The organism is Streptococcus sp. NCTC 11567 (assembly GCF_902141215.1).
In the GTDB taxonomy this organism is placed as follows: Bacteria; Bacillota; Bacilli; order Lactobacillales; family Streptococcaceae; genus Streptococcus; species Streptococcus dysgalactiae.
In genome coordinates this window covers 1,658,949-1,671,804 of record NZ_LR595857.1, presented here as the reverse complement: position 1 = coordinate 1,671,804, position 12,856 = coordinate 1,658,949, and the positions used below count along the sequence as shown (strand labels likewise).

10 protein-coding genes are annotated in these 12,856 nt (G+C 42.1%); all 10 read left to right on the top strand.

The window, feature by feature from the left end; all coding sequences use genetic code 11:
• Nucleotides 1–118 precede the first annotated feature (118 nt).
• Complete coding sequence (locus FQT67_RS08265; RefSeq protein WP_003059177.1) at nucleotides 119–652, top strand: isoprenylcysteine carboxyl methyltransferase family protein; 534 nt, start codon at nucleotides 119–121, stop codon at nucleotides 650–652.
• Nucleotides 653–1,363: 711 nt separating this feature from the next.
• On the top strand, nucleotides 1,364–2,281 hold the full coding sequence (gene glyQ, locus FQT67_RS08260) for a glycine--tRNA ligase subunit alpha (RefSeq protein ID WP_003061240.1): 918 nt from the start codon (nucleotides 1,364–1,366) through the stop codon (nucleotides 2,279–2,281).
• A gap of 242 nt (nucleotides 2,282–2,523) precedes the next feature.
• Complete coding sequence (glyS, locus tag FQT67_RS08255) at nucleotides 2,524–4,563, top strand: glycine--tRNA ligase subunit beta (protein WP_046176790.1); 2,040 nt, start codon at nucleotides 2,524–2,526, stop codon at nucleotides 4,561–4,563.
• 149 nt (nucleotides 4,564–4,712) lie between these two features.
• Nucleotides 4,713–4,970 (top strand): DUF896 family protein, encoded by a 258-nt coding sequence (locus tag FQT67_RS08250; RefSeq protein ID WP_002983550.1) that lies wholly within the window; start codon nucleotides 4,713–4,715, stop codon nucleotides 4,968–4,970.
• Between the two features lie 126 nt (nucleotides 4,971–5,096).
• Nucleotides 5,097–5,489 (top strand): PepSY domain-containing protein, encoded by a 393-nt coding sequence (locus FQT67_RS08245; RefSeq protein WP_052719514.1) that lies wholly within the window; start codon nucleotides 5,097–5,099, stop codon nucleotides 5,487–5,489.
• Nucleotides 5,490–5,829: 340 nt separating this feature from the next.
• Nucleotides 5,830–7,344, top strand: coding sequence for a glycerol kinase GlpK (gene glpK / locus FQT67_RS08240; protein ID WP_022555065.1), 1,515 nt, complete (start codon nucleotides 5,830–5,832; stop codon nucleotides 7,342–7,344).
• A gap of 15 nt (nucleotides 7,345–7,359) precedes the next feature.
• On the top strand, nucleotides 7,360–9,198 hold the full coding sequence (gene glpO / locus FQT67_RS08235; protein WP_046176788.1) for a type 1 glycerol-3-phosphate oxidase: 1,839 nt from the start codon (nucleotides 7,360–7,362) through the stop codon (nucleotides 9,196–9,198).
• 1 nt (nucleotide 9,199) lies between these two features.
• Nucleotides 9,200–9,901, top strand: coding sequence for an MIP/aquaporin family protein (locus FQT67_RS08230; protein WP_046176787.1), 702 nt, complete (start codon nucleotides 9,200–9,202; stop codon nucleotides 9,899–9,901).
• A 110-nt stretch (nucleotides 9,902–10,011) separates the two neighbouring features.
• The gene (locus FQT67_RS08225; RefSeq protein WP_172601564.1) at nucleotides 10,012–11,352 is read left to right on the top strand and encodes an FAD/NAD(P)-binding oxidoreductase; all 1,341 of its coding nucleotides are present in this window, start codon (nucleotides 10,012–10,014) and stop codon (nucleotides 11,350–11,352) included.
• The gene (locus tag FQT67_RS08220) at nucleotides 11,342–12,853 is read left to right on the top strand and encodes a helix-turn-helix domain-containing protein (protein ID WP_046176785.1); all 1,512 of its coding nucleotides are present in this window, start codon (nucleotides 11,342–11,344) and stop codon (nucleotides 12,851–12,853) included. Before FQT67_RS08225 ends, FQT67_RS08220 begins: the two co-directional genes overlap by 11 nt.
• Nucleotides 12,854–12,856 lie beyond the last annotated feature (3 nt).

The following is a 12,856-nucleotide window of genomic DNA, read 5'->3' as shown; positions in this document are numbered from 1 at the left end:
ACCTAAGCGGGTTGAATCTTTTTTTTGAAAACGGTTTGACAAGTGTTTGTCATTTAGTTATAATTTTTATTAGTGTTTTGTGAAAAAAACGATAAATTGAAACATAAGGAGTTCTATTGTGATCATCTTTTTAGTGATGTTAGCGATGTTTACTATTCGATTAGTATTCTTAAAAAAATCCATTAAAAACGAAAAAGCCATTTTAGCTAAGGGAGGACAAGAGTTTGGTGTCCAAAACACAAAATTCTTGACCTTACTTCATATCATGATTTACGTCTTTGCAGTGACAGAAGCCCTTCTTAAACAAATTAAGTTTGATGGCATCAGTTTGTTAGGTCTCTTGCTCATGCTGTTTTCAATAGCTGTTTTGTATGAAGTGACACGTATCTTAGGTGACATCTGGACTGTTAAGTTAATGTTGGCCAAAGACCATAAATATGTTGACCACTGGTTATTCAAGACAGTTAAGCATCCTAACTATTTCTTGAATATCGCTCCAGAGCTTGTGGGGATTGCTTTGCTTTGCCACGCGCAGATCACTGCTATGTTGCTTTTCCCATGCTATATGATTGTGATTTACCTCCGTATTCGTGAAGAAAATAAGTTGTTGGCGGAAGTGATTATTCCAAACGGCACTCGGACCAAAGCTTAAGACCCTAAGCGCTGAATGCTAGTTCCCTATTAGACAAGTCAGGTATTTTATGTTAAACTAGTCGTTAGGAAAGAAAATGGCAAGTTTCTTATCTTAAGCGAGTTCGGGGTGGTGAGAGCCGAATGTTAGGATTGTTGATTGGCGCTTTCTGTTCAAGTGAGACTTGAAAAAGGCTATCTGACTTGACTTGAACTACAATTAAAAGACAATGAAGTAATAAATTAGGGTGGAACCGCGTTTTGACGCCCCTATGTCTATGGACATGGGAGGTGAGGAGCGTGGTTTTTTGTTATTGAGTCACTCAATAGCGGGGTCTTTGAATCAAAGCTTCAACTGTATAAAAAGCGATTACCAAGGAGTTTGCTTACCTACAAGAAGCAGGAGTAGACACCGGGAACTAAACATAACCAGTCTGATGCCAAACAGCAGTCGCTGAATAGCGACTGGCCTAGCCTATGCACTAGCTCGCTGTCAGCAGCATTATTGGCTGCTGATACTCACGTCACAAGACATTAAATCTTAAGAATGGAGAATTTTATGTTAACAAAAAAATTGACTTTTCACAGTGTCAATAGCAACTTTCTCCTTTTAGTCGTATTGTCACACGCTCATTGCTAGTACGATTGAGCTTGATACTGTACTAACTCGTCGTTTGCCGCATTGTCGGCGACAAACGGCTCCTGTCGCAAGAAATTTATAATGGAGGACACTATGTCTAAAAAACTGACTTTTCAAGAAATCATCTTGACCTTACAACAATACTGGAATGACCAGGGGTGTATGCTCATGCAGGCTTATGATAATGAAAAGGGTGCTGGGACCATGAGTCCGTATACCTTCCTGCGTGCTATTGGTCCTGAGCCATGGAATGCGGCTTATGTAGAACCGTCACGTCGTCCGGCTGATGGTCGTTACGGGGAAAACCCAAATCGTCTTTACCAACACCACCAATTCCAAGTGGTGATGAAACCATCGCCATCAAATATTCAAGAGCTCTATCTTGAGTCTTTGGAGAAATTAGGTATTAACCCTTTGGAGCATGACATTCGCTTCGTTGAAGATAACTGGGAAAACCCGTCAACAGGTTCTGCTGGGCTTGGTTGGGAAGTCTGGCTAGATGGGATGGAAATCACGCAGTTTACGTACTTCCAACAAGTTGGTGGCCTTGCAACTTCTCCAGTAACAGCAGAAGTAACCTATGGGCTTGAACGTTTGGCTTCTTATATTCAAGAAGTTGATTCGGTTTACGATATTGAATGGGCACCTGGTGTTAAATATGGTGAAATCTTCTTGCAACCTGAGTATGAACATTCGAAGTACTCATTTGAAGTCTCTAACCAAGACATGTTGCTAGAAAATTTTGAGAAATTTGAAAAAGAAGCAGCGCGTGCTTTGGAAGAAGGCTTGGTTCACCCAGCCTATGACTATGTGCTTAAATGTTCGCATACTTTTAACTTGTTAGATGCTCGTGGAGCGGTTTCCGTCACAGAACGAGCAGGCTACATTGCTCGTATCCGTAACTTAGCACGTGTGGTTGCAAAGACCTTTGTTGCAGAACGCAAGAAGCTTGGTTTCCCACTCTTGGACGAAGAAACACGAGCAGCTTTACTAGCTGAAGATGGCGAATAAGTTGTCTTAAAGATGATCTTAGTTGCGAGCTTTGTAATGTTAAGAGTGAGCAAGAAGTGTGCGACCGAAGGTCGCCTCTAGGGATGCTTTTCGCTGTAGGCGAACAAAGATTAAGGTGTCTTCCTTGATCTTTGAAGGAATTTTCAAGACTATAGGCTTGAAAATTAGGCATGAAACTCCAAAGGAGTCTGCTGCCGTCCGAGCCCCCTAAGAAAAGCATCAAGAAAAAGTAGGAGAATAAAATGAGTAAAAATCTACTAATCGAACTTGGTTTGGAAGAACTTCCAGCCTATGTGGTCACACCAAGTGAAAAACAACTGGGAGAGCGCTTGGCGACTTTCTTGACAGAAAACCGTCTCTCTTTTGAAAATATACAAACCTTTTCAACACCACGTCGCTTGGCGGCGCGTGTGATTGGGCTTGCTGATCAACAAACAGACTTGACCGAGGATTTCAAAGGCCCTGCTAAAAAAATCGCCTTGGATACAGATGGCAACTTCTCAAAGGCGGCACAAGGTTTTGTTCGTGGGAAAGGTTTAACCACAGATGCTATCGAATTCCGCGAAGTCAAAGGAGAAGAATACGTTTATGTGACTAAACACGAAGCTGGAAAACCTGCTAAGGAAGTGCTTCTAGGGGTTGCAGAAGTGTTGACAGCAATGACTTTCCCAGTCAGCATGCACTGGGCTAAAAATAGTTTTGAATACATTCGTCCTGTTCACACCTTGACTGTACTCTTGGATGATGAAGCTCTGGACCTTGACTTCTTGGATATCCATTCTGGACGCGTTAGCCGTGGCCACCGTTTCCTTGGAAAAGAGACGACCATCACCAGTGCAGACTCTTATGAGGATGATTTGCGCAGCCAGTTTGTTATCGCTGATGCTAAAGAGCGTCAAGAGATGATTGTGGAGCAAATCAAGGCAATTGAGGCGGCCCAAGGAGTACAAGTGGATATTGATGCTGACTTGCTCAACGAGGTCTTGAACTTGGTCGAATTCCCAACGGCCTTTATGGGAAGTTTTGATGCCAAATACCTTGATGTTCCCGAGGAAGTGCTTGTGACATCAATGAAAAACCACCAACGTTATTTTGTAGTACGTGATCAGGCTGGTCACTTGATGCCAAACTTTGTATCAGTTCGTAATGGGAATGATCAAGCCATTGAAAATGTTATTAAAGGGAACGAAAAAGTTTTGGTAGCTCGCTTAGAAGATGGTGAATTCTTCTGGCGTGAGGATCAGAAATTGCAAATTGCTGATTTGGTTGCCAAATTGACCAATGTGACCTTCCATGAAAAAATCGGCTCTCTTGCTGAACACATGGATCGTACGCGTGTCATTGCCGCATCACTTGCTAAGGAAGCCAACCTATCTGCTGAGGAAGTCACAGCTGTTGACCGTGCTGCCCAAATTTACAAATTTGACCTTTTAACAGGTATGGTTGGTGAATTTGATGAGCTGCAAGGGATTATGGGTGAAAAATATGCCCTTCTAGCTGGTGAAGATGCTGCTGTGGCAAGGGCTATCCGAGAACACTACTTACCTGATACTGCAGGAGGTGCGCTACCTGAAACCAAAGTTGGCGCTGTCTTGGCCTTGGCAGATAAATTGGATACTCTCTTGTCATTCTTTTCTGTTGGCTTGATTCCATCTGGTTCAAACGACCCTTATGCGCTTCGTCGGGCAACGCAGGGTATCGTTCGTATTCTTGATCATTTTGGATGGCGCATCCCAATGGATAAGCTGGTAGATAGCTTATATGACCTGTCCTTTGATAGTTTGACCTATGCCAATAAGGCGGATGTGATGAACTTTATCCGTGCTCGTGTGGATAAGATGATGGGCAAAGCCGCACCAAAAGATATTCGTGAAGCAGTTTTAGAGAGTTCAACCTTTGTGGTTCCTGAAATGTTAGCGGCAGCTGAAGCACTTGTCAAAGCCAGCCATACGGAAAACTACAAACCAGCAGTTGAATCTTTGTCACGTGCTTTTAATTTGGCAGAAAAAGCGGACGCTTCTGTTCAGGTGGACCCTAGCCTCTTTGAAAATGAGCAAGAAAACACTTTGTTTGCAGCTATTCAAGGCTTGACTCTAGCAGGCAGTGCTGCCCAGCAGTTAGAGCAGGTCTTTGCCCTTAGCCCAGTGATTAATGATTTCTTTGATAACACAATGGTTATGGCAGAAGATCAAGCCCTTAAGAACAACCGTTTAGCTCTCTTAGCTGCCTTGGTTGGCAAGGCCAAGAGTATTGCAGCATTTAATCAGTTAAACACCAAGTAATTAGAAAGGAGAGGACAGTTGAGAAGAAACTCTTAGATGTTCTAGAGACGTTCCTTTGTGACAAGTAAAGAAGCAGGCATTTCTTTCCTGAAGAATAAGAAGAGACTCCCACATAACTTGTTGCTGTCAACTGCCCTTAGTAACACCGTATGGATCCTAAAAAAATCGCTCGTATCAATGAGCTTGCTAAAAAGAAAAAAACGGTAGGACTAACCGGTCCAGAAAAAGTGGAACAGGCAAAACTCCGTGAAGAATACATTGAAGGCTATCGTCGTTCTGTTAGACACCATATCGAAGGCATCAAATTGGTGGACGAAGAAGGAAACGACGTGACCCCTGAAAAATTAAGACAGGTGCAACGTGAAAAAGGCTTGCACGGCCGTTCATTAGATGACCCAAAATCATAAGACAAAAAGCAGCTCTGAACTGCTTTTTGTTTATCGTGATGACTGTTAGCTTTTATTTTAAATGGTATGATACTTCAAAGTGACCACACGTTTTTATATTGTGTAGTCAAAATATTGGGAAAAACCATGTGTTTGAGTTATAATAGAAGAAATCAAAGAAAGAAGGTAGTACTTATGACAATTAAAAAATTCTCCCTACTAGCCATAGCCAGCCTCTCTTTACTTAGTCTTGCTGCTTGTGACATGGATGATAAAGATGATCACATGGATAATCAACCAAAGACAAGTCAAACTAGCAAGAAAGTTAAACTTTCAGAAGACAAAGCAAAATCAATTGCTTTTAAGGATGCTTCTGTGTCAGAAGCAGATGTTCAAATGGTAACCGTTAGTCAAGAAAATGAAGATGGCATGGCAGTCTATGACATTGAATTCCATCATAAAGATCAGGAATACAGCTACACTATTGATGCTAACACAGGTGACATTGTGGAAAAATCCTCTGAACCGATTAATGAGTAGGAATGCTTCATAATCATCAAAGAAATGACAATCGTGTCCAATGGCCTATAGTCTCTTAGACGTTGGGAATAATGCCCTGATGGTTAAGAGACATAGTTCTCTACGGCTCTAGGCGCTGACTCTGAATCTTTAGAGTGGCCATAGGGCCCTTTTTTTGAAAGACATGTGAGATACTAGCAGGTATCATTGTTGAGAAAGGTTAAGAAAAAATTGACTGGTGAGATAGGTATCTTATCAGTTTTTTTGACCCTTTAAAAATTTCTGATAATACATTTGCATCAAATTTCGTTATAATAGAAACAAGAAAAAAGAAAACGCTTACTAAAAAGGAGGATGACGCATGTCACAAGAAAAGTACATCATGGCCATTGACCAGGGAACCACTAGTTCACGGGCAATCATTTTCAATAAAAAAGGAGAAAAGATTAGCAGTAGCCAGAAAGAGTTCCCACAGATTTTTCCACAGGCAGGTTGGGTAGAACACAATGCCAATCAGATTTGGAATTCTGTCCAGTCTGTGATTGCTGGTGCTTTTATTGAATCCAGTATCAAGCCGGAACAAATTGATGCCATTGGTATTACTAACCAACGTGAGACAACTGTTGTTTGGGACAAAAAGACAGGTCTTCCGATTTATAACGCTATTGTGTGGCAGTCACGCCAAACCGCTCCAATTGCTGAGCAACTCAAACAAGATGGTCACACCGCAATGATTCACGAAAAAACAGGCTTGGTTATTGATGCTTACTTTTCTGCAACTAAGATCCGTTGGATTTTAGACCATGTGCCAGGTGCTCAAGAACGAGCTGAAAAAGGTGAGTTACTTTTTGGAACCATTGATACTTGGTTGGTTTGGAAATTAACAGATGGAGCAGTTCATGTGACGGATTACTCCAATGCTGCCAGAACCATGATTTATAACATCAAAGAGCTCAAGTGGGACGATGAGATTCTTGACTTGCTAAATATTCCTAAGGCGATGCTGCCAGAGGTTAAATCCAATTCTGAAGTTTATGGCAAAACGGCTCCTTTCCACTTCTATGGTGGGGAAGTGCCTATTTCTGGTATGGCAGGTGACCAACAAGCAGCCCTATTTGGTCAGATAGCCTTTGAGCCTGGTATGGTGAAAAATACTTATGGAACCGGTTCTTTCATCATCATGAATACTGGTGATGAGATGCAGCTATCGAGTAATAACCTTTTGACCACCATTGGTTACGGGATTAATGGGAAGGTTCACTATGCTTTAGAAGGCTCTATTTTTATTGCAGGCTCTGCCATTCAATGGTTGCGAGATGGTCTTAAAATGATTGAGACCTCACCAGAGTCTGAACAGCTGGCACTAGCATCTACCAGTGATGATGAAGTCTACGTTGTGCCTGCCTTTACCGGTTTAGGAGCTCCTTACTGGGATTCTAATGCGCGTGGATCTGTCTTTGGGTTGACACGTGGTACCAGCAAAGAAGACTTTGTCAAAGCAACCTTGCAATCTATCGCCTATCAAGTGCGAGATGTTATTGATACCATGCAGGTGGATTCAGGTATTGACATTCAACAACTCCGCGTGGATGGCGGTGCAGCCATGAATAATATGCTCATGCAATTCCAGGCTGATATTTTGGGGATTGACATCGCTCGTGCTAAAAATTTAGAAACAACAGCTCTAGGAGCAGCTTTCTTGGCAGGACTTGCTGTGGGGTATTGGGAAGATATGGATGCTTTGAAAGAGTTAAATGCCACAGGACAGCTCTTTAAGGCTAGCATGAATGAATCTCGCAAGGAAAAATTGTATAAAGGTTGGAAACGCGCTGTTAAAGCAACTCAAGTGTTCACGCAAGACGATGACGCAGAATAATTAGAGGAGGATGGAATGGAATTTTCAAAAGAGACAAGACGTTTAGCTCTCCAAAAAATGCAAGAAAGAGATTTAGACCTACTGATTATTGGGGGAGGTATTACGGGTGCTGGTGTGGCGCTTCAGGCGGCAGCTAGTGGCCTAGATACCGGTCTGATTGAGATGCAAGATTTTGCGGAAGGAACCTCCAGTCGGTCGACCAAATTGGTTCATGGGGGACTTCGTTACTTGAAACAGTTTGACGTTGAAGTCGTCTCAGATACTGTTTCAGAACGTGCTGTGGTCCAACAGATTGCACCTCATATTCCTAAGCCAGATCCTATGTTATTACCTGTTTATGACGAACCTGGCAGCACCTTTAGCATGTTCCGTTTGAAGGTCGCTATGGATTTGTATGATCTTTTAGCAGGCGTGTCCAATACGCCAGCGGCCAACAAGGTGTTAACCAAAGAAGAAGTCTTAAAACGAGAACCAGACTTAAAACAAGAAGGCCTGCTTGGTGGTGGCGTTTACCTTGATTTCCGCAATAATGATGCAAGGCTTGTTATTGAGAATATTAAGCGTGCTAATCGTGATGGGGCTCTTATTGCCAGCCACGTGAAGGCAGAAGATTTCTTGCTAGATGATAAAGGGCAGATTATCGGTGTTAAGGCGCGTGATTTATTAACAGATCAAGAAATCATCATCAAGGCTAAATTGGTCATCAATACCACAGGACCATGGAGTGATGAGATTCGTCAATTCTCTCATAAGGGACAACCGATTCATCAAATGCGCCCTACAAAAGGGGTGCATCTGGTAGTGGACCGTCAAAAATTACCAGTGTCTCAACCTGTCTATGTTGACACAGGGTTAAATGATGGTCGTATGGTCTTTGTCTTGCCACGTGAAGAAAAAACTTATTTTGGAACAACGGACACGGACTACACTGGAGACTTGGAGCACCCACAAGTTACTCAAGAAGATGTGGATTATTTGTTAGGCGTTGTCAATAACCGCTTTCCAAATGCCAACGTGACCATTGATGATATTGAAAGCAGTTGGGCTGGTCTTCGCCCCTTGTTGTCAGGCAATAGTGCCTCTGACTACAATGGTGGCAATAGTGGTAAACTCAGCGATGACAGTTTTGACCACTTAATTGATACCGTTAAAGCCTACATTAACCATGAAGATAGTCGAGAAGCAGTCGAGAAAGCTATTAAGCAGGTTGAAACCAGCACATCTGAAAAAGAATTGGATCCGTCTGCAGTGTCACGAGGTTCAAGTTTTGACCGTGATGAGAATGGACTCTTTACCTTGGCAGGTGGTAAGATTACCGACTATCGCAAAATGGCTGAAGGAGCATTGACAGGGATTATTCAAACCCTCAAAGAAGAGTTTGGCAAATCCTTCAAGCTTATCAATTCAAAAACCTATCCTGTTTCAGGAGGTGAAATCAATCCAGCCAATGTAGATTCAGAAATAGAAGCCTATGCTCAATTAGGAACTCTTAGTGGTCTTTCGATGGATGATGCTAGGTATTTGGCAAACCTTTATGGTTCTAATGCGCCAAAAGTCTTTGCCTTAACTCGTCAATTAACAGCAGCTGAAGGGTTAAGTTTAGCTGAAACCTTGTCCTTACATTATGCGATGGATTATGAAATGGCCCTTAAACCGACAGATTATTTCTTGAGAAGAACAAATCACCTCTTATTTATGCGAGATAGCCTAGATGCTTTGATTGACCCAGTGATTAATGAAATGGCTAAACATTTTGAATGGTCTGATCAGGAAAGAGTGGCACAAGAAGACGATCTTCGTCGCGTGATTGCAGACAATGATTTGAGTGCCCTAAAAGGCCATCAGGAGGGTTAATATGGATATCTTTGGTGAATTTTTGGGTACAGCCTTATTGGTTTTACTAGGAAATGGTGTGGTAGCAGGGGTTGTCTTGCCCAAAACGAAAACCCATGCTTCTGGGTGGATCGTTATTGCCACTGGATGGGGAATTGCAGTTGCTGTGGCAGCTTTTATCAGCGGGAAAATAGCTCCAGCTCATCTGAATCCTGCTGTCAGCCTTGCCTTTGCTATGAAGGGAACCATTGCTTGGCCAACAGCTATTGTTTATAGTCTGGCTCAGATGCTAGGTGCCATGCTGGGTTCAGTTCTGGTATTCCTTCAATTCCGACCACATTATGTCGCTGCAGATAATCCAGCTGATATTTTAGGAACTTTTGCAACAGGCCCAGCTATTCGAGATAATAGTTCAAACTTATTAAGTGAAATTTTTGGGACCTTTGTCCTTGTGCTTGGTATTTTAGCTTTTGGTCTGTACGATATGCCAGCAGGTTTGGGAACCCTTTGTGTGGGTCTCCTAGTAATTGGGATCGGCTTATCTTTAGGAGGAACGACAGGGTATGCGATTAATCCCGCTCGAGACCTTGGACCACGTCTGATTCATGCCATCTTGCCCATAAAGAACAAGGGAGATTCTGATTGGTCATATGCCTGGATTCCTGTTGTAGGATCAATGATTGGAGCAGCTTTAGCGGTCTTGCTCTTCCAAATAATGTCTTAAACGTTCCTGAATTGAGGGATTGGCTAGCTTAGTCAATCCCTTGATGACTTCTTTTAAGGGATAACAGTAAAACGTTTTCATATCTTGAAAACAATTGCTATAATATGATTATGACATCAAGAACGAAAACAATACATATTATTGGGGCTTCCTTTGCTGGACAGGCTTTTGTAGACAAATACCAATCCATCAACCCCGATTGCCAGTTGATTGTGATTGATAAGGAAAAAGCACCGAGCTATATTCCCAATGGGCTTAATCAACTATTGAGAGGAGATATCGGCAACTTATCTGAAGCCATGTGGCAAAGCCCTTATCAGGATCCGCCTTCTCAACATAAATTTATTGAGGCAGAAGTCCTGGCAATCCGGTCGTCTTCAAATCTCTTGATTCTCAAAGATAGCCAAGGACGGATTTTTGAAGAACCGTATGAGACTTTGGTTTGTGCGATGGGGGCGACTCCTGAGTCTCATTATATGGAGGTTCAACCCAGTCGTAGGATTTTAGTAACCAAATATTATCATGATAGCCAGAGCAGTTTAGACCTGATTGAGAACAGCCAGAAAATCTTGGTCATTGGTGCGGGCTTGATTGGGCTCGATCTTGCTTATAATTTGTCGCTGCGAGGAAAAGACGTTGTCCTTCTTGAGGCGGCTGACCGTCCAGATGTCTACCAGACAGATGCAGAGATGATTGCTCCTATTATGAGCGATATGTCTGCTAGGCAGGTCACTTTTATCAAGAATGCTCGTGTGAAAGCCATCAAAGAAGTGGATGAGGCAATTGTAGCCCAAACAGAACAAGGGGAATCGTTTCAAGGAGATTTGGCAATTTTGGCGATTAACTTTAAACCAAATAGTCATCTCTTAGAAGGTCAAGTGTCTTGTGCCTTGGACAAAACCATTTTGGTGACCGAGCATTTACAGACCAGTCAGGAGAACATCTATGCCATTGGAGATTTAATTCCTTCCTATTTTGGTGTTCTCGGAATGGCATACTACACGCCTTTGATTAACCAGGCCATAAAAACAGGACAAGCTCTGGCACTTCATTTGGCGGGCTACCCTATTCCGCCACTCCAAACGGTTAAGGTGTTTGGGAGCCATCATTTTGGGTATTATCGTGCTAGTGTTGGATTAACCGAGGAAGAAGCAGAACTGTACATGGATACTTGTAGTTACTTGTACCAATTCGGCTACTCAGAAGATCTTTTCTGGCTGAAATTAATAGCTCGGAAAGAGGATGGGGTTCTAGTTGGTGCTCAGCTCTTGTCCAAGTCCAATACTTTGCTGCTAGCTAATCAATTAGGCCAAGCAGTTGCCCTGAAATTAACTGATGATCATCTTGCTTTTCAAGATTTTCTCTTTTTACAAGGCCACAGTGATGCCGCCTATCATCTTCATGAAGCTTGTCTAAAACTCTTTGAAAAGAGGCATAGTCATGAAGATTGAAGAGTTAATGGATAAAGAACGAAAAGCTCAATATCGTCTCTTGCAGGCTCTCTATGCTTCCAAAAATAGCTTATTGCTAAAAGATTTGATGAAGCAATCCCATTTGTCTAAGGTGACCCTTTTGAAATACATTGATAACCTTAATCATTTGTGTCAAGAGCAAGGCTTAGCTTGTCAGGTGGTGTTAGAAAAAGATATCGTCTTTTTGGAAGAAAATGGGCAGCTGACTTGGCAAGAATTGGTCGCAGCGCTTTTGAAAGAATCGGTCGCCTATCAAGTCTTGACTTACTTGTGCTGTCATGAACAGTTCAACATTACAGCTCTGTCTGCGGAACTAATGGTTAGTGAAGCAACCTTGAACAGGCAGCTAGCCCATCTCAATCAGTTATTGGCTGAATTTGATTTGGCTTTGTCACAGGGAAGACAAGTTGGCAGTGAACTGCAGTGGCGTTATTTCTACTTTGAATTATGGCGGCATACGTTGACTAAAAAAGGGCTTAATGACTTAACAAGTTGTATAGATGCACCGCATTTAGCTAATCTATTTGAGCGTTTGATTGGTCAAGCTCTATCTAAAGATGCTCTAGAGCAATTGTTGATTTGGTTAGCGATCTCTCAGAGGCGTATGGCTTTCCAAAAAGGCGAAGGTTCCAATCTTTTAAAAGATAGTGACTTTATCGTCTCTAATAGGTTCTTCAAGCGTTTAGAAAGTGTGCTCTTGCACTATTTAAGACGTTATGCTCTTGAATTTGACAGTTTTGAAGCCAAGAGTTTATTTGCTTTTCTGCACTCCTATCCTTTGCTTCCAGTTGCCAGCATGGAGTATATTCTAGGTTTTGGTGGTCCGATTGCAGATAGGATTTCAGAAGCTTTATGGCTTTTGAAGAAGGCTCAAGTGATTGCAGAGCAGACCAAAGAAGAAATCATTTATGGTTTAGGACTCTTTTTTGCAAAAAGCTATTTCTTTAAGGGAGCGATAATCAGTCAATCAAAGGATAAAGAACAACTTTACCAGCTAGTTGATGATGAAAAACGAGACATTCTAACTGTCATGATGAATCATTTGATGCTTCAAACAGGGAGGTTAGCTAGTCAGGAAAATGACTTTAGCCAGTGTCTAAGTGACGACATCTTAGAATTATTAATTTTTTCTATTGAGCGACATCAAGTCCCCCTTGCAATAGGTTTGTCACTAGGGTCAAACAAGGTAGTGTCGGCCATTGTAGAGCTTGCCATCCGGCGACAGTTGGGCAATAATCGAGATTTTCAGTTAGAAATCTATAATCCTCAAAAAGAGTATGATGGCCTAATAACCTATCAAAATGCTCACTTACCGAGGAGAGATTTGCCTTATTATCACTTAAAGCAGTACAATTCTCCCTACGAACTTGCTGCCTTAGAGGATTTTCTCAAATCACTCTTTCAACAAAAAAATAAACAAGAGGAAGAACCGCTGGTTAGCCCAAAAGCTAAGTCTAGTTTTGAACACAACTCTGTGTGATAC

Excerpts from the sequence above, each read along its gene's own strand:
- glyQ (WP_003061240.1), top strand. The coding sequence starts at position 1,364 with ATGTCTAAAAAACTGACTTTTCAAGAAATCATCTTGACCTTACAACAA.
- glyS (WP_046176790.1), top strand. The coding sequence starts at position 2,524 with ATGAGTAAAAATCTACTAATCGAACTTGGTTTGGAAGAACTTCCAGCC.
- FQT67_RS08250 (WP_002983550.1), top strand. The coding sequence starts at position 4,713 with ATGGATCCTAAAAAAATCGCTCGTATCAATGAGCTTGCTAAAAAGAAA.
- FQT67_RS08245 (WP_052719514.1), top strand. The coding sequence starts at position 5,097 with ATGTGTTTGAGTTATAATAGAAGAAATCAAAGAAAGAAGGTAGTACTT.
- glpK (WP_022555065.1), top strand. The coding sequence starts at position 5,830 with ATGTCACAAGAAAAGTACATCATGGCCATTGACCAGGGAACCACTAGT.
- glpO (WP_046176788.1), top strand. The coding sequence starts at position 7,360 with ATGGAATTTTCAAAAGAGACAAGACGTTTAGCTCTCCAAAAAATGCAA.
- FQT67_RS08230 (WP_046176787.1), top strand. The coding sequence starts at position 9,200 with ATGGATATCTTTGGTGAATTTTTGGGTACAGCCTTATTGGTTTTACTA.
- FQT67_RS08225 (WP_172601564.1), top strand. The coding sequence starts at position 10,012 with ATGACATCAAGAACGAAAACAATACATATTATTGGGGCTTCCTTTGCT.
- FQT67_RS08220 (WP_046176785.1), top strand. The coding sequence starts at position 11,342 with ATGAAGATTGAAGAGTTAATGGATAAAGAACGAAAAGCTCAATATCGT.